This window comes from Burkholderia sp. Ac-20344, from assembly GCF_017104975.1.
Lineage (GTDB): Bacteria > Pseudomonadota > Gammaproteobacteria > Burkholderiales > Burkholderiaceae > Burkholderia.
The window spans coordinates 1-17,314 of record NZ_JAAGPP010000171.1 but is presented as its reverse complement, the minus strand read 5'-3'; the positions used below and the strand labels follow the sequence as shown (position 1 = coordinate 17,314).

The following is a 17,314-nucleotide window of genomic DNA, read 5'->3' as shown; positions in this document are numbered from 1 at the left end:
GACTACCTTGTATTGCTCGACGGATCGCCTCTGTCGTTGTGGCGCTTCCGTGAAGAACTTGGCCCATAGTGCATCTTTCCATTCCGAAGAGAGAATTGCACCATGAAAATTCGGGACCGTACACCTAAGCCCGACCAACTACATTCCGGCAGCTGCTCCGGCAGTCACGTTCACCAACAACGACTGATCACCGATCTGACTCGACCAATTTGCTGAGTCGTTAGCTCGAGTGGTCACCCCATCGCCTGCTTGCGTCATCCATGCATTGGCCACGGGGTAGTACCTATAAGTCCCGTCCCGTTCGGATGAGTTCGACCTGATGGCATTTCAGCAGCCCGCTAGGCAACGCTCAATCCACGTCGCAGGACGTAGCCTTGGTCGATCAGTGCGGGGAAGTCAGACCGCTGGAAGCATCAGTACGGGTCACGGGCTGCAGCCAACCACCCGCCATCGATGACGTAGTCGCTTCCGTGAATGAAGTCAGCATCCTCGCCTGCGAGAAATGCGGCCAGCTTTGCGATTTCTTCGGGTTTCCCGAAACGTCCGGCAGGTGTTTTCTTAACCGCGGCATCCACATCGGGAAACGAAGCGTCTGCATGCTCTGGAATCGCCATGGGAGTAGCGACGGCGCCAGGGCAGATAGTGTTCACGCGAATACCTCGCGCCCCGTACTCAAACGTCAGTTGCCGGGAAAGGCCAATCAAACCATGCTTCGACGCCGTGTAGGCTGCGCCACCGCCTGCAGCGCTGAATCCCGATGTTGACGCTGTGTTCAAAATAACGCCCTTTCCCTGCGTCAACATGACCGGGAGGATCGCACGCGCCATCAAGTACGGACCGGTCAAATTGACGGCGAGCACCCGGTCCCACTCATCCAACCCTGCTTCGTGCGCCTCTTCGTGGCCGCCGAGGATCCCGGCGTTATTGCACAGTACATCGACCCGCCCCCATCGCTTCACGATCTGTTCAACACCGGCTGCCACGCTCTCTGGCACACCGACATCGACTTCGAAAGCAGCGGCTAGTGTTGGGTTTGCAATCGAGTCAATGGCCGTCTTCAAGCGGGACTCGCGACTGCCAAGCGCAGCAACGAAAGCGCCACGCGAGGTGAACTCGTCTAACATTGCTTGACCCATCCCTGAGCCTGCGCCAGTTACAACGACCACTTGTCCGTCGAAACTTTTCAATTTTTCCTCCGCTAACCTTCGTAGTTCCTACACCTAAGCCGGATTCTTGACAGACGGTCACTAGTCTCAAATTCCGTCCAGCGCCCAATCTGTCGACCATCGCCGTAACGATTGAATCCGCGTCAGCCAATCAAGGTATCGGCATTACGGGATTTGGCAGTCGAGCCCGGAGCCACACCCTTTCCGTGTCGGATCGAGTCTCATCGGGGACTCGTAATGTCAACGCTGTCCCAGATGCCGCTTGACTACTCGCGATGACTTAGACGCGCTCGAGGCTCATACCTGAGTCGGGAGAAGGCCCACCGTCAATATCGGCACTCTCCGCCAGGCTTCTCCCTAGATTCTGAAAGACAGCTGGCTTGAAGAACTTGTAGTAGACGCCCAAGCCAGTGCCCGCAACTTGGATTGCAACCAGCGCGTAAAGCATCCACACGCATTCCCCCGGTTGGCCGCCAACGAGAAGCTCGAAATGCTTAGCGACCAGGTACACCATCCACAGAAAAAACACTGCTGACAGCGCTGGTGCTGCAAAAGAATTGGCCACCTTCGCACCGGCCCTCTTCCCCGCCTTCAAATACCATTGCAACGAAGCGAAGTTCACGATCGTCATCAGGATTGCAACTCCAGCCGTGCCTACACCTGACAAGCGCCCATAAACGAGGTTCGGATCCAACTGCATGATTACAGTCGCGCACAAAATGGCAAACGTGATAGACGAGACAGAGATCGATGCGAGATACGGAGACTGATGTTTCGCGTGAACTCGCCCGAGGAACGCCGGCAACGCTTTGTCAGAGCCCAAGTTGTGCAGGTAGCGCGACAGGACGTTCTGGATCGAAAGGCAGGAGGCGAAACACGAGGTCAGGACGAGGACCGAGATCAGGATGTGCAGGCGTGCATTCACAAATTTCGCAAACGCAATCGAGAACATCGTGTCCGGCGATTTCGTTGCTACAGCTTGAGCGTTAGCACCATAAGCAATCACAAGTGCGTAGGAGCACAGCGTGTAGAGCAGACCGATCAAAATGACCGCACCGTATGTCGCCCGAGGAATGGTCTTGTCCGGGGTTCGTACTTCGTCGCGAAACAGTGCCGTGGCCTCGAATCCGAGGAACATCGAAACCGCAAACAACACAGCGAACGGAACGTTGATGCTAGATCCACTCAGAGAGCTCGGCAAGAACGGTGCAATCGCGGGGATATCGTGAACTCCACCGTCATGAAGTACGAACAAGGAAAACGATACACAGGTTAAGACCTCCAAGATCATCACCCACGTCAACACCTTCGTGGACAATTCAACATGTAGATAGCCGAGTATCGCAACGAGAAGCCAGCAGCCGAACCCATAGACATACCAAGGCAGGCTGCTCCCGAAAACCTCCTTCTGCAAACTGGACGCGAACAGTCCGAAGAACACGCACACGCCGCTAAGAATTAGAAGGTATGCCACCGTGGCGAGAATTCCCGCCCCAAGTCCTGTCGATTTACCGATGCCAAAACTTACAAACGAATAAAAATCGCCCGGCCGCTTAACGATATTGTTTAGCGCCATGTAGCCTACGGTGAAAAGCAACATCGCGATAGTCGTTAGCGCATATACCAACGGCGTGCCGACACCGCCGAAAATAATCCCAAAAGGGATGTATCCCGATACGGATGTTAGTGGTGCAGAGAAGGCCAAGACCGTCAAAGCCAATCCCACAGCACCCATATTCCCGGAGAGCTTCCGCTTACCCTCACCCGCGTTTTCGTCTTGATTCATCTGGATATCCTTGGCCTCATCACAGTGGCGAACAACCCCCGGGACAAGAGAAAATGATGCGTATCAACAGGCAGTCGGACACCATCCGTCATCGGCGCGGCTCAACAAGAAGCACGCCTTACCAACAGAAGACAGCCTACTGGAGCGATCTTTACACCGCCCATTTTTGACGTCATCAGCCAAAAGGCATAGAAAATAACCTTTCTCGCATATCGCTCCTCACGCGCCACGCCGCAAACTCAAAACTAGTGCATCAGTGCGCGATTTATGTGCAACACCATCGATTCTAGTGCACCACCATTAATCATTTTTAGGAATCGTCCAAATGTCATCCTTTTGAAGGAGAGACACTGAAATTCATGGGATTTAGAATCCTTTCAAATGCGCTGAACACGCAATTCCGTAGGACGTTTCTTAAAAGGAAGATAGATCTTATGAATCTCGTTCACCTGCCCAACACGACGACAAAAGAGGAAGTCGTGCAGCTGCTGAAGGAAGAAGGCTATTGCATCATCGACAATGCAGTGCCGGTGGAGGTTATTGATAGCGTCAACGAAGAGATGAGCCCCTACCTTGATGACACCGACCTCGGTGGAAACAACGCGCTCGGTCGAAAAACGCGGCGCGCCGGCGCGCTGCCGGCTAGATCGTTGACGTCGCACAAAATGATCATGCATCCGATCGTACTCGGTGCAGCCGAAGATCTTCTTTGCGAGAACTCGACCGTTATGCAGTTGAACCTCACCCAGCTGATCTGTATTGATCCGGGTGAAAAAGCACAGTTTCTGCATCGGGACGAAGGCGCGTGGGACTTCTTCGACCACTTCCCGATGGACATCAACATCGAAGTCAGCACGATCTGGGCAATGGACGATTTCACCGACGAGAACGGTGCAACACGAGTCATCCCTCGCAGCCACAAGCACAATGAGCTACCGCATCTTTTCTCCCAATCCGACACTTTCCCGGCGGAAATGTCAAAAGGGTCAGTTCTCGTGTACACCGGAAAGACGATTCACGGTGGTGGCGCCAATCGCTCTCAGCGATCGCGCCGCGCACTCAACATCGATTACTGCGTTGGGTGGGTCCGCCAAGAGGAAAACCAATATCTTTCCATCCCCCTTGAAGTCGCTCGCACGCTGCCCGAAGAAATGCGAAAGCTGATTGGCTATCAGTTGGGCGGCGCAAGTCTTGGCTATGTTCGCGAGTTCGAAGATCCGGCCGTGGCGCTTTTCCCTGAGACGAAAGGCGACCCCAAGATCTTCATGAAGTATCTGGAGCGAACCGCGAAGTTCTCAAAAATTGCGAAGGGAATCTACGATTTCACCGGCGGCAAATAAGAGTCATAGCTGAATCAACGCGGCGCACTGACAGATTTCATTGGTTAGTGTGCCGATTCAGCATTTGTGCCACTCCAACCGCTTATCTGCTGCTGTGTGGCGTGGGCATCCAGCCAAGCAATTGCTCGCAGGCCGATTCGGCGAATGCTTAAACTCAAAACGTAGCACAAGCTATCCGCTGCAAATCCATACCGCTACATGGAATCCGACCGTTCCGGCTCGCGCCCCTCGTTCCGTTCTTCGTTGCTGCGTAGCGAACTGCTCGCGGGCATCACGTCGTCGTTTGCACTCGTACCCGAGTGCATCGCCTTCGCACTCGTCGCGCGTGTCAATCCGCTCGCGGGCCTGTACGGCGCGTTCTTCATCTGCACGATCACGGCGCTGTTCGGCGGCCGGCCCGGGATGATTTCGGGCGCGGCAGGATCGATGGCCGTGGTGATCGTCGCGCTCGTGGTTCAGCATGGGCCGCAGTATCTGTTCGCCACGGTCGTGCTGAGCGGCATCGTCATGATGCTGTTCGGCGCGCTGAGCTTAGGCAAGCTGATCCGCATGGTCCCGCATCCGGTGATGCTCGGGTTCGTCAACGGCCTCGCGATCATCATTGCGCGCGCGCAGTTCGAGCACTTCAAAGTGCCCGGCCCGCAGGGTCCGCAATGGATGCACGGCCCGGCGCTCGCGCTCATGGCGGGGCTCGTTGCGCTCACCGTGGCGATCGTGTTCGTGCTGCCGCGCGTGACGAAGGCCGCGCCGCCCGCGCTTGTCGCCATCGTCGGCGTGGGGCTCGCCGCGCAGCTTCTGCACTTGCCGGTGCGCACGCTCGGCGACATGGCGCACATCGCGGGCGGCCTGCCCGCGTTCGCGCTGCCCGCGGTGCCGTTCGACCTCGCGACGCTGAAGATCGTGCTGCCCTACGCCGTGTTGATGGCGATGGTGGGGCTGCTGGAGACGCTCCTCACGCTCAACCTCACCGACGACGTGACGGCCACGCGCGGCCGCCCCAATCGTGAGTGCGTGGCGCTCGGCGCGGCGAATGTCGCTTCGGGCCTGTTCGGCGCGATGGGCGGCTGCGCGATGATCGGCCAGACCGTGATCAACCTCGGCTCGGGCGGCCGCGCGCGGATTTCCGGCGTGACGAGCGGCGTGATGATCCTGCTCTATATCCTGTTCCTTTCGCCGCTGATCGAGCGCATTCCGCTCGCGGCGCTGGTGGGCGTGATGTTCGTGGTGGCGGGGCAAACATTCGCATGGGGATCGTTGCGCGTGCTGCGCAAGGTGCCGCGCAACGACGCCGTGGTGATCGTCGCGGTCACGCTCATCACCGTTTGCACGGATCTCGCCACGGCGGTGCTGTGCGGCATCGTGATCGCCTCGCTCAATTTCGCGTGGCAGCATGCGCGCGAGTTCCGCTGCGATGTACGCGATACAGCCGACGCCGAGCGCATTTACGTTCCGCGCGGCACACTGTTTTTCGCCTCCGCCGCGCATTTCCAGACGCTGTTCGATCCGCAGCGCGACCCGGTCGCCGTGACGATCGATTGCGCGCATCTGCATATGGCCGACCACTCGGCCATCGCCGCGCTCGAAGCGGTGCATGCGCGCTATGAGGGGGCCGGCAAGCGGCTCGTGTTCGCGCATCTTTCGCCGCGTTGCAGCGGACTGCTGGCGCGGGCGGAGGTGGAGGTGCGGATTTCCGCGTGATGTGTCGAAGGCGGGGATTCCCCGCCTTTTTTTGTTTGCGCTCATACGCTGCGGTGAAAAGCCCGCATTTCGCTGTCGGTGGACAAAAGACAGTTTCGGGAGAGGAAAAATCGGGCCTTTCTCGGCGCGGCGATCACACGTAGGACCCGCATTTGGCATTCCTCTACCGAGGGCTGGCGTTGACCGAAGACGCGCGAGTAAACCCTTTTGCGAAGCTGGTCAAGAAAGCCGCGGTCGCGACTCTCCAAGCTTTGGTAGGGTGCGGAATGATTGCGATAAAATTTTCCCAACCAGCCCGCCCTTGCGCAGCGCATTCGAGCGCTATAAGTCTCTCATCACAATCCACCATCGCCTCTTCCTATCTTTATCCGTCTAGCCCCCCGCCGCTGACGATTCGCTTCGAGGTAACAATCAGACCGCGCAAATATGCTATCTTGTTGGTTGCCACCGAATCCTGACCCGCGGGCTGAGGTGGGGCAATTCTGCGTGAACGTCAACAATACTATCCCTCTTCGTCTGCAGAGCGGTCCGAGCGAAGTTCACTCGGCAGAAATGCGAAGGTTTACTACGGCAGAGGACGAGGTGGACTGGCAAGAATCTGAGGGTTCGCCGTAAGGCGCAACATGCAGATTGCGGTGTGGCCGCGCACGACTATCAATGTGTGAGCTCGCCAGCGTGAGCCAAAGCATGATCACCTGAGGCGGCCAGGGCTGCGAAAACAGGACAGCGTTCGTGCGGGCTTTTCGAACGGGTATGCCGAAGCGCACAACTACCCAACCATCAAGCAGCCGTCGGTTTGCTGAAACGGGCTGACAGCCCAATGTTTGACGTAAATTGGCCATCCGCAAAAACAATGCGCAGGGTCTTCTCGCGAGCCCCTGGCGCATTGCTTCCCGGCTTAGGACCTCAATAGAGGCGAATCGGTAGTGTCAGGTAATTTCGGACTCGATCGTCGATGTTCATCGTCGGCTGATCGGTTATCTCGATCCGCTCGAAACGCTCAGCGATAACCGTCAACACCGATTCGATCTCCGCCCGACTGATCAACTGACCGGCGCAGCTATGCGTCCCCGTTCCAAACGACAGATTCTGGCTTTTTTCAGGAGGCCTCGTATGATCAAATAGATTCGGATTGCAAAAGACATTTTCGTCCCGATTTGCTGCGGCCGTCATGAAGCGCACGCGCGAACCTGCGGGAATTTGGACATTTCGAATTTCCACATCAGCCGTCGTAAAGCGAACAAAGGACAATTCCGGTGGGTAGAGTCGAATCAACTCGTTAATGACAAGTGCACGACTGGCCGGATTCGTTCTATAGAGTGTGAACGTCTCAGGATTGCGCGCAAAATGCTCAATGGCCGATGCGAGCACGTATGAGGGGTTGGGTGCACCCGAGAAGTAGAACAGGACAACCGTCTGCAGCACTTCTTCCTCAGTCATCTCCCCCTTCCGCTGCGATTCCAACAGAGAGTCAACAAGGCCATTACCCGGATTCTCGCGCTTGCGATCAATCATCGCCTTGCAACGCTGTGACAGAAACTCGAACGCTTGGACTGCGCTTCTTTCCTCAGCCTCGCCTGAAGTAGGACTGAGTGCGCCAAGGATCTTGTCATTTGCGACCAAAGCGCTTTCAACGTCCTCTTCAGGAACATCCAAGATGCGACACATTGTGATGTGTGTCGGGTTGATGCAGAGGTGTTGATGCGCCTCAATGCACCCATCCATTCCCATTGAGTCGAGCGCTTTCCCAGCTTCCTCCGCACAGATCTTCACCCAGTCTTTGACAAGCTTAGGGGTGAACCATTTATTCGTTTGCCTGCGCATGTGAGTATGCTTAGGCGGTTCGATAAAAAGGACCGTGTTGCGAAGCGCGTGCCATGCGTTGTCGGGCACCCACGTCGGCTCGACTACCGTCATCGAAGGGTGTCGCACAAACTCCATGTAGTCATCGTAGCGCGTGACAACGAAGTCCTTCTCCGACGTCTGCAGGACTGGGAAATCGCGTTGTAGTCGCGCGTACCATGGATATGGATTAGCCCGAAAATCCGGGCTCTTCCACGGGAGAACTTCGTCAATTTTTGATGCCTCAAGCATAGCGATCTCTCTTTCGATAATTAAGCGCGGCCGAAGGTGGACGTAACCCACTCGCTCGCTACATCAGCGATCAACTTGCCACTCGATGCGTCATGGCGGCCGGTACTACCAACCTGGGAAGCGCCGAGTGATTCAACTTGAACCACAAGGGTATCGATAGCATTGTTGAAAGTCTTATACGTGCTGTCGCCCAAACCGAATGCCGCGAACCGCAACTCCCGGAGATCAGGGCGATCCGCCAGGAGCTTTTTGTAGAACGGCTCGGCTGTTTCGGGCATAGCACCTTCACCATAGGTCGAGCTGATCAAAATTGCAGTTCCCGCAGCAGGTAGCGTCGAAACGTCAAATTCGTTCATGGGAACAACCTGCGTATCGATGTCGAGTGCTTCCAAGGCACTCGCAATGTCGTCAGCGGCCATCTCAGCATTCCCGCTCTCAGTACCAAACAATATAACGATGCTTTCCATTTCGCATTCCAACTATCTGTGCCGACCAGAGATGGTCGGCGGTTGCTCATCGAATCAAACTTAACATCTGCTGTACATCCGTTATTTTCTTTCGGCATCGTCCTTCCGGTGCACTAAGCCGTTCATATTCGTCGATGCGTCGCCAGCAATCAAACTTCGAAACCTGCGCCGGCAGCGATTGCTCAATGGATTTCAGTCCCGGCTTGCCAAGGCTGATCCTCCCTTGAGATAAATCTTCTAGAATCACGTCCACAACGAATCGCGAGTCCTTACGGTTTTCGGCAATCGCCCCGATTGAGCCTCGACGAAACCATCCGACTCTGTAGACATGCACGGTGTTCGGCACATCAACTTCCCCGAGGTTCGCCCCCAATCGTCCGTTGTTAAACCCGATCGCCGTAATCACAGTGTCAGCTTCAATCTCGCAAGGCGTGCCGTCGGTAGCGTTCGTCATCTCCACTACGGCTCGCCCCTCTCGCTGTGCAATCCCATTCAGCCTGCGGTGAAAGAGGAATTCGAGCTCAGTAGGCAAGTCGCCGCTTAGTGTCGAGCGATGCCCTCGAGCACGCGCGGCAGCTTGCGCAGCTTGAAGGATTGCCACTCGCTCGCATGATTCGTGGGCGCCTAACTCGAGCTTAGAGACACGGATAGAAGGGAGCGCACACAACTCCCGTAGCATAGAGATATCGAACTTAGCCAGGCTCGCTGAAGAGCGTCCTACTAAGCTAATTGAGCGAATCGGGACTGAAGTTAGCTCTGCTAAAGCGTCGTCATCGATGTCCGATCCGATGAATTGGTCGCTGGTCTTCGAAAGCAGTCGGGCAACATCAATAGCGACGTTTCCGGTACCGACGATCGCTACTCGCTCACCAAGAGGCCCCAGCATCTGGGCGGCACGGTCGTCACATTGGTAAGGCTTCGGAAAACCATTAAGTTTCCGCAGAAGCGCTCCGGCACCCAATACTTTGGCGCCTTGCGCGACAGGAACATCCAACACCGCATCCTCTGAGAGCCCCATCGCTAACACGACAACGTCGAAATTCTCTGCAATTTTCTCGAACGAGATATCGAAGCCAACCCGAACGTTGCCGATAAAGTTGACAGCTTCCCGTTCGAATAGTCGGTCGAATTGCTGTGCAATGCCTTTTACACCTTGGTGATCAGCTGCGACTCCGTAGCGCAAAAGTCCATAGGGAACCGGCAAAGCCTCGATGACGGAGATCTCCGCACTTGGGAGAGCCTTTCTCAGAAAATTTGCCGCGTAACATCCAGATGGTCCGCTACCAACAATCGCGATTGTAGGACTCGAAATGTTCATTATTCACGCCTCCTTAAAGCCAATGCGCCGAATCTACTAAAGTATGGACGTTTAAGGAAAATCATCTTCCAATCAGGTCAATACTAAATCATCGAGATTTTTGGCGCCTCCATCGGAAGGAGGATCAAAAAATGCGCCATCCCCTCAAAGCCCATCAAATAGCCCATTGACGAAGCGGCTACAGCTTCTTCGCGAGCTTACGCTGAGTTCGCGGAGGCACATGGCCAGTGCTTCAGCACCTCTCATGCTCGAGGAGCTAAGCATTGTTTTTCTCGCGAACTCAGCCAACTATTTGTTTTATCTTCTTAGAAAAAAACTAAGCAGCGAACGTGATTTCCCCCAATGGAATCGTCGAATGAAACCTCTTACCTCTCCAGAGCAAACATCCAGTGTCAGCCCGCTCTATAAAATCGATCTTATCGACAAAACCCACCAGAATGCTGTGACTGAATCCATCGTATATTTTATGAAGATGACACCGAAAATTAGCGACTGCCCCCTCCAAATACGGAACACCGGATGTGATCTTCCAGCCTCCACCACTAAACCGGCTTGCTTTGTCTTTTCCGAAGTGCTCGGCGACGCCGGATTGAGAAGTGTGCAGCAGCGTAATACCAAACACACTCGCTCTGACTATTGAGTCATGCGCTGACGATGCCCGGTTCACGCATGCCACTATCGATGGCGGTTCTGTCGAAAGACTACAGACAGAAGTGGCTACCAAGCCTACCGGCTTACCACCGTCAACAGTGGCGACCACCGTAATAGCCCCGGCGAACTGACGCATCGCGGCTTGAAAATCGAGCTAACGTCAATAGTGGTGTATGAACAATTTGACGGCGGTCGATTTCAAGCGGCGCGTTTCTGCTGAACCGGCCGATCGTCTGGCACCGGTTCGCCGTCCTTGAAGGCAACGCCCTCGAGCAACAGCTTGATCTTTTCCGGGCCGTTGATACGGCGCCATGTTTTCTCGGCTTCCTCGATCAGCTTGAATGCCAGGCCAAGGAAGGTCGGCCGCGACACGCAGTTGCGCGTGCGCGTCGTACGGTGGCGTACCGTCGCGAACGTCGATTCGATCGCGTTGGTGGTACGCAGGTGCTGCCAATGCTCGGCAGGGAATTCGTAAAACGCCAGCAAGCTGTCTCGGTCCTTCTTCAACGTCTCGGTCGCCTTCGGATATTTCGCCGCATAAATCGACACGAAACGATCGAACGCAGCATGCGCGTCGGCGCGGGTCGCGGCCATCCAGATCGATTGCATGTCTGCCTTCGCGCGCGCCTGTTGCGACTTGGGCAGCGCGTTGAGCACGTTGCCCATCTTATGAAACCAACAGCGCTGGCCACGCGTGGTCGGAAACGCCTCTTCCAGGGCGGCCCAGAAGCCCATTGCGCCGTCGCCGACCGCCAGCCGAGGGCCCACCTTCAGACCGCGCTTTTTCAGGTCGAGCAACAGCTCCAGCCACGATGCTTTCGTCTCGCGATATCCGTCGCCGATCGCCACACGCTCTTTGCTCCCGTCCGGTTTCACGCCGATGATCACGAGCAAGCATTGCCCATCGGAGTTCTCGCTGCGCAGCCCCGTGTGAATGCCGTCGACCCACCAATAGACGTAGTGCGACTCTGACATGTCACGCCGGCTCCAAGCCACATGCTCGTCGGCCCATTGCGCCTTGAGCCGGCTCACCACGTTGGCCGACAAGCCCTTGGCGTCATCGCCCAGCAGCACGCTCAACGCTTCGCCCATATCGCCCGTCGAGATGCCCTTCAGATACAGCCAGGGCAGCGCTGCGCTCACGCGAGGCGACTTCCTCACGTATGGCGGCACGATCGTCGAGTTGAACTTCACGCCCGATCCCGATCGATCGCGTAAGCGTGCAAGCGTCACCCTTTCAACGTCCAGCAAGCGCTCCCAAAACCACCGCTCATCGGCATTCCTAGCACCCTTTTTAACTCGACAAATATCGCTGCGCCGAAGACTTCCCCGTCATACGCCAACCCGAGCAATTCCTCGTATCCAGATGATCCATGGGATGTAAAGTTCGCTGCGACATGTCACTCGAACTCGCTCAAACTATTAAAATTCATAGCGCCCCGCGTCTCATTTCGTTCCGTAACTGCCAGTTTCTGACAATATCTAACAAAGCGATGCGTCGTCCCTATCCGCCATCGCTCCGTCGGTAGACAGATGCTCACATCGCCGTAAATCCGCCATCAATCACGTGTTCAGCTCCGGTCGTATAACTTGCCTCGTCTGAGGCAAGGTAAACAACGAGAGTTGAAATCTCGTCAACGGTCGCGTTGCGGCGAAGCGGAATCTCATCGACCGAATACTCTTTTCCGGTTTTCCCTTCGATCATCGGTGTGTTGGTGTTCCCTGGATGCACGCTGTTGACCCGAATTCCGGCTGGCGCGAGGTCCAGAGCCGCTGCCTTGGTCATCCCGCGAACCGCCCACTTCGCTGCGACGTACGCAAACGTATTTGGATTCCCGACGAGACCCGCAGTCGATGAGATATTTACAATCGATCCCCCGCCGGCGCGGCGCATCGACGCTGCCACCGCCTTTATCCCTAGAAACACCCCCGTCTGAAGAATCTCGGTGCTAAAGCGGTAGTCAGCGAGTGTTGTTGTTTCAACGGAGCCGTCACGCAGAACACCTGCGTTATTGACCAATATGGTCACTGGACCCTCGAAATGAGTTTCAGCCTCGTTGACTGCCTCTGTCCACGCTTCCTCACTCGTAACGTCCAGCCGACAGAACCACGCGCTTTGTTTGAATTTGCTAGCCAGCTCGCTCCCTTTATTTACGTCGACATCAGCAATGAGAACCCGTGCACCCTCACGAACGAACCATTCAACTTGCGACGCGCCCATCCCACTAGCCCCGCCCGTTACGATCGCGGTCTTTCCAAAGAGTCTGCCTTGTGACATTTCTCAAAATCCTATTTGTTAATGTGCAATCCTAATAATGTTTTACATAGACGAAGTCGGTCAATTGCACAAAGACATTCCCCCGACGTCGGTGGAGAATTAACGCAACAATGACTCCCAACGCAAGCGTTGACCACGTTACGATCTGAAGCCGAATTGCAAGCGTCAGAGATCCTCCAATCAGAAGTGCGAAATTCGAAATCGCGAGAATCACTATGGTCGACATGCCGATAATTGCGGCGATAGGTGCAACAGCGGTAGGAAAATTGTTGCGTCTTCCTTTGGGCTCTTCCGGAAGAAAGCGAACACCGAGACACTCGTCACCGTCATGATGACTAGCAACGCAAATCCGCCAAGTCCTGCTACAGCTCCGTACAGCAAGGCCGGGTCGCTGAACGAGACCGGTGGGTCAATGTGATGTGACGTGGCTATGATGTGCTTCAATCGTATTCAATTGAATCGAATGACGCATCCGCCCAAAGAATGATCAATAAAAATTCGAACGATGACTTTCATAGTTCCCAATTTCTTGACTATCAACTCATCATGGTGCGGCACGCCCCATAATTGTGAAATTCACTGAGGCACGATATTTAAATGCACCATTTCGGGATGAAATGCTTCCATATACCTAAAGTATTGTGGCTGGCACGGTTGATGCTTACTGGAAGATCGGACGATACATCGGCACCCCGGACCCTACAAACGATCGCCGCTAGATTCCTAGATACCTCTTACCTCTAATTGTCAGCTTATGGAATTCTCAGATTACAAAGAGTCGCACGAATTCGCTTTACAGACAGTTCAGTTTGCGAAGAGTGCATTAGAATCGTCCGCCGCCGTTTTTACTTGGCTTGACTCTTCTAACATAGTCCCACCTTACATAGAGCAAGGTTTGGGTGACCGGATGCTTTCTGATTACTATAGTTTTTACATCAGGGACGATCCGCTGAATGCAGACACCCTTTCGGAAAGAGGGTGTCAGATTGCAACCCTGAGAGAAGTGGCGGACAAGCAGACCTTCCAGTCTTCAGCGAGTTGGCGGCAATTCCATAAAAAATATAAGATAACCGATGAAGTCGATTTTCTTTTCTGGCTCGGCGACGCGCCAATCGCATGTCTTTGCGTGCTCCGAACCGATTTAGAGCAAGTATTTCCTGAGAAAGAGAGATTTTTCTATCTCTATCGCTACATTCAGAGCAATCTTGCTTTACTTGCACCTTCCAGACAGGTTGCCCGGGCTATAAAACTACGGAAGGAATTTTTTCTTACCTCACGTGAGATGGAAGTTGCGTCACTCCTTTGCGCTGGACTCTCAAACAAAGAAATCGCGGAGGATTTGAGTGTTGAGGTCGTGACTGTCAAATCACACGTCATCCGGATTCTTGGCAAACTTGGTGTAAAGAGCCGAACGCAGGTCACAGCCTTGCTAGCTGACTTCTAAGACGACTATTCGGTCATCTCTGGCGCGATCGGATATTCGCTCTCCGACGGCAAACGCCCAAGACAAGTCCGCCCCGGGTCGTTGGGCCGGTTGATTGGGGCGGTCATGACGACGTAGGCACGCTTTAGACAGTTCATTTACAAGCGCAATAGCCGATTCACCGGACACCAGCTAATACGTTGACTTCGGCCGGCTGCTTCTCATACGTTTGGGAACTCGTCAGAACTCTGAGCGCCCCGTTTCGCAAGACTCCGCGCCCGGACACAGCCATAACCACGCAGTGTTGCGGGTGTTCCGGGACCACGGCGATGTACGGTCTGCAAGATCAATGACATCAATCCGCACGCCTATCTCGAATATGTCGTGACCCATATCGCTGATCACAAGATCAACTGCGTCGACGAATTGCTGCCCTAGCGCGTGGCAGACAGACTCCCTGGCAAGTAGCGCGCCGGCAATTGCCCGACAGCCAGATACCGCCCGATTTACCAATCTACCTCCGTTGCGACCATGCCTCACTCACGCGAGTAACTTCGAGAGCGGCCTCCGCGAGGCGCTTACGCATCTGAGAACTTTCTGACGATTGCAAATAATAGTCTCAATAAACCGGTATTGTTATCACTGACACCGGATAAGTATCATATTAGATCCACTTCAACGCCACCCCAAAAAAAATACATATATAAATTACGGATATACGCTGCTTTATTTAATAAAAATCACCAATTTTAATTACCCCTAGCAGCTACCTCGACCACTGGAAATTCCCCGAAACCGATTAAGCCAAATTTGTCTAGCAGAGGAGCTACGGCACACGAAATATTCTCTTTAAATTACACGCTCAATACTAATATCCCCTTCATTAAACGCGCAAATCTTCATAAACATCGAATTTCCACGCACCGTATTGGACCTCGTATTTTTTTCTTATCCTTCTTTTGGAGGATTCGACAAAAATAATGTCCGCCTAGCATGTACTCGTCGTGCATTCCTAGTAGACGGGGAAAAGACCCTTCAGGACACAAAGCAAGGCATCACTGCATTTTACTAAAATGCAAATTTATTCGCAGCACCCAGCATGCCATGGAATTTATAAATAAATGATTAATTAATGGATTTTTAACTGTGACAATGACGCCGAGAGCGTAAGGTAACTCGCTCAATTGACCTAGCTTTTAAAATTGATTTGGCAAGCGCAATCGTCTCGGCCTGCACGCTAACAGTCCAAGAAATTAGCAAATTTAACCGACTTTCTAGTAGAGCGATCCGATAAGTTGGCGGTTTGATTCCTCATGGAGAATTTGTTATGGAAAGGAAGTATCTCGCACTAGCGGTTGCAGTAGTTTCATCCCTGCTGGCAAGCGGTGTGTACGCACAAAGCAGCGTAACGCTGTACGGCGCTTTGGATATGGGCGTCAACTTCACATCAAACGCCAATGGACATCACGCATTTGCCATGGTCAGCGGCGATATGTGGGAATCGTCGTTCGGTTTGAAAGGCAACGAGGACCTTGGCGGTGGCTTGAGTGCGTTGTTCACGCTTGAAAGTGGCTTTAACGGTGCCAACGGACAATTGAATGAAGGTGGCCGTCTGTTTGGTCGCAACGCCTATGTCGGACTTTCGTCGGGTACCATCGGCACGCTGACGCTTGGCCGTCAGAGCGAAGCCACGCAAGATCTTTGGAGTCCGTTCACTGCAGCAGGAAATGGCGCAATTGGCGACTTCGCCGCACATCCATTCGATAACGACAACGCAGACTGGACGTTCCGCCCTAACAACACTATCAAGTATGTATCGCCAGTGATCGCTGGCCTGCAGATGGAAGGCTCGTACGGATTCAGCAACTCCACTGGATTTACAAACAATCGCAATTACAGTGCCGCGTTGAACTATACGCTGGGCAGCTTCTCCGCCGTGGTTGCTTATATGAAAACCAACAGCGGTGGCCCAAGCGCAGATAACCTGAGCGGCGCCATGTCCACCGATGCGGTGTTCACAGCGAAGTCGCAGCAGAACATCGACGCCGGCATCCAGTGGACGTTTTCCGACAGTTCGAATATCGCATTCGCGTATTCTCACACTGACGTGTACAACCCAGTTGGAAACGCGTTTGTGTCAGACATCGGCAGCGGCTGGAACTCGTGGAAGTTCAACAATTTCGAGTTAAACGGTCACTATCTCCTGAATCCCACGGTCTTTCTTGCCGGCTCTGCAACCTACACGAACGCTCACTTCAACGGGATTGCTGGCAACACCACCTCGAACTGGGAGCAAGTCGCTCTGGCCGCCGGGTATCTCCTGACTAAGCGCACATCAGTCTACGTACAGGGAGGCTGGCAGCACGCCAACTCGGACACCGGTACAGGCTTGGACCAGCCGTTCATCATTGGCTCTGCAGGACCCTCAACAAGCAAGAACCAGTTTGTTGGTCGAGTCGCGTTACTTCAGAAGTTCTGAAATCCCCCAACCATGACAGTCTTCATTCGCTGACGCAATTGTCGACGTTTCCTGGTAAAGGATCGTGGAAAACACAGGCCCCGCAGCAAGTTGCAACACGATGGCAGCCTCATCTACCGCCGTCGTGTTGCAGCGTACAAACTCAACTAGAGTCACGTACCGGTTCGCTCCATCCTACAAACCAGGCTTCACTCCATCTCCCTTACGAGAAGCCTGCTTCTGCCTACCAGTGACTCGTCACGCGCGAAAACCCTAAACTCAAATTTGATCTCTGGCACCCCAAATACTCAGTGTGACTTCATCGAATGCAAAAACGAAGCAACCCGCGTACGATTATTCAAATCAAGCTTGGAGAAGATATTGCTAACGTGCGATTTTACGGTTACCAGTTCGATATTACATTCCCTCGATACGTCTTTGTTAGACAGACCTTCGGCAACGAGGTGGGCCACTTTCAGTTCTCGCGATGTGAGCCGATGTTTCTCTGAGAGGCCAGTTCAAAAAGGCTGCTCGATACGCCTGAAGATGTTCCAACAGACAAGCGAGCAACCGAGTTTCAGGAATGCTTCGTGAATGTCGGCACGTCGCTCGAAGCGAGTGCGTAGGCGACGAAA

General features: G+C 54.2%; 11 protein-coding genes and 3 pseudogenes. 6 read left to right on the top strand and 8 right to left on the bottom strand.

Translation table 11 applies throughout. From position 1 onward, the window contains the following. Positions 1-413 precede the first annotated feature (413 nt). Both G3N64_RS33845 and G3N64_RS33840 read right to left on the bottom strand, forming a co-directional pair. Positions 414-1,187 (bottom strand): SDR family oxidoreductase, encoded by a 774-nt coding sequence (locus G3N64_RS33845; RefSeq protein ID WP_205788047.1) that lies wholly within the window; start codon positions 1,185-1,187, stop codon positions 414-416. 259 nt (positions 1,188-1,446) lie between these two features. Continuing rightward, complete coding sequence (locus G3N64_RS33840) at positions 1,447-2,952, bottom strand: APC family permease (protein WP_205788046.1); 1,506 nt, start codon at positions 2,950-2,952, stop codon at positions 1,447-1,449. A gap of 434 nt (positions 2,953-3,386) precedes the next feature. On the opposite strand from G3N64_RS33840, the gene G3N64_RS33835 reads away from it, so the two are divergent. Together G3N64_RS33835 and G3N64_RS33830 are read left to right on the top strand one after the other, a co-directional pair. Continuing rightward, complete coding sequence (locus tag G3N64_RS33835) at positions 3,387-4,292, top strand: phytanoyl-CoA dioxygenase family protein (RefSeq protein ID WP_205788045.1); 906 nt, start codon at positions 3,387-3,389, stop codon at positions 4,290-4,292. Between the two features lie 198 nt (positions 4,293-4,490). Further along, complete coding sequence (locus tag G3N64_RS33830; protein WP_205788044.1) at positions 4,491-5,990, top strand: SulP family inorganic anion transporter; 1,500 nt, start codon at positions 4,491-4,493, stop codon at positions 5,988-5,990. A gap of 906 nt (positions 5,991-6,896) precedes the next feature. Here G3N64_RS33830 and G3N64_RS33825 read toward each other — a convergent pair. Genes G3N64_RS33825 through G3N64_RS33815 form a run of 3 tightly spaced genes read right to left on the bottom strand, consistent with a single transcriptional unit; the run spans position 6,897 to position 9,869 of the window. Then, positions 6,897-8,084, bottom strand: a complete 1,188-nt coding sequence (locus G3N64_RS33825) for a cytochrome P450 (protein WP_205788043.1) — start codon at positions 8,082-8,084, stop codon at positions 6,897-6,899. A gap of 20 nt (positions 8,085-8,104) precedes the next feature. Continuing rightward, positions 8,105-8,551: a flavodoxin domain-containing protein gene (locus tag G3N64_RS33820; RefSeq protein WP_205788042.1), complete on the bottom strand. Its 447-nt coding sequence runs from the start codon at positions 8,549-8,551 to the stop codon at positions 8,105-8,107. Between the two features lie 46 nt (positions 8,552-8,597). Further along, positions 8,598-9,869 (bottom strand): FAD-dependent oxidoreductase, encoded by a 1,272-nt coding sequence (locus G3N64_RS33815; protein ID WP_205788041.1) that lies wholly within the window; start codon positions 9,867-9,869, stop codon positions 8,598-8,600. A gap of 220 nt (positions 9,870-10,089) precedes the next feature. Here G3N64_RS33815 and G3N64_RS40025 point away from each other — a divergent pair, with 220 nt between their 5' ends. After that, positions 10,090-10,509, top strand: coding sequence for a hypothetical protein (locus G3N64_RS40025; protein ID WP_241021344.1), 420 nt, complete (start codon positions 10,090-10,092; stop codon positions 10,507-10,509). Between the two features lie 209 nt (positions 10,510-10,718). On the opposite strand, the pseudogene G3N64_RS33805 reads toward G3N64_RS40025, so the two are convergent. Together G3N64_RS33805 and G3N64_RS33800 are read right to left on the bottom strand one after the other, a co-directional pair. Continuing rightward, positions 10,719-11,753 (bottom strand): annotated as a pseudogene (locus G3N64_RS33805) (IS256 family transposase); the annotation flags it as partial. A 304-nt stretch (positions 11,754-12,057) separates the two neighbouring features. Continuing rightward, positions 12,058-12,798 carry an SDR family oxidoreductase gene (locus G3N64_RS33800; protein ID WP_205788039.1) on the bottom strand — a complete coding sequence of 247 codons (741 nt, stop codon included), beginning with the start codon at positions 12,796-12,798 and terminating at the stop codon, positions 12,058-12,060. 754 nt (positions 12,799-13,552) lie between these two features. Here G3N64_RS33800 and G3N64_RS33795 point away from each other — a divergent pair. The 3 genes and pseudogenes from G3N64_RS33795 (at position 13,553) to G3N64_RS33785 (ending at position 16,700) form a co-directional block, all read left to right on the top strand. Then, entirely contained in the window at positions 13,553-14,242 is a 690-nt protein-coding gene (locus G3N64_RS33795; protein ID WP_205788038.1) for a helix-turn-helix transcriptional regulator, read from the top strand. Positions 14,243-14,560: 318 nt separating this feature from the next. Then, positions 14,561-14,659: pseudogene (locus G3N64_RS33790) on the top strand (transposase domain-containing protein); the annotation flags it as partial. A gap of 889 nt (positions 14,660-15,548) precedes the next feature. Next, positions 15,549-16,700, top strand: coding sequence for a porin (locus tag G3N64_RS33785; protein ID WP_205788037.1), 1,152 nt, complete (start codon positions 15,549-15,551; stop codon positions 16,698-16,700). 497 nt (positions 16,701-17,197) lie between these two features. On the opposite strand, the pseudogene G3N64_RS33775 reads toward G3N64_RS33785, so the two are convergent. Further along, positions 17,198-17,314 (bottom strand): annotated as a pseudogene (locus tag G3N64_RS33775) (IS5/IS1182 family transposase); the annotation flags it as partial.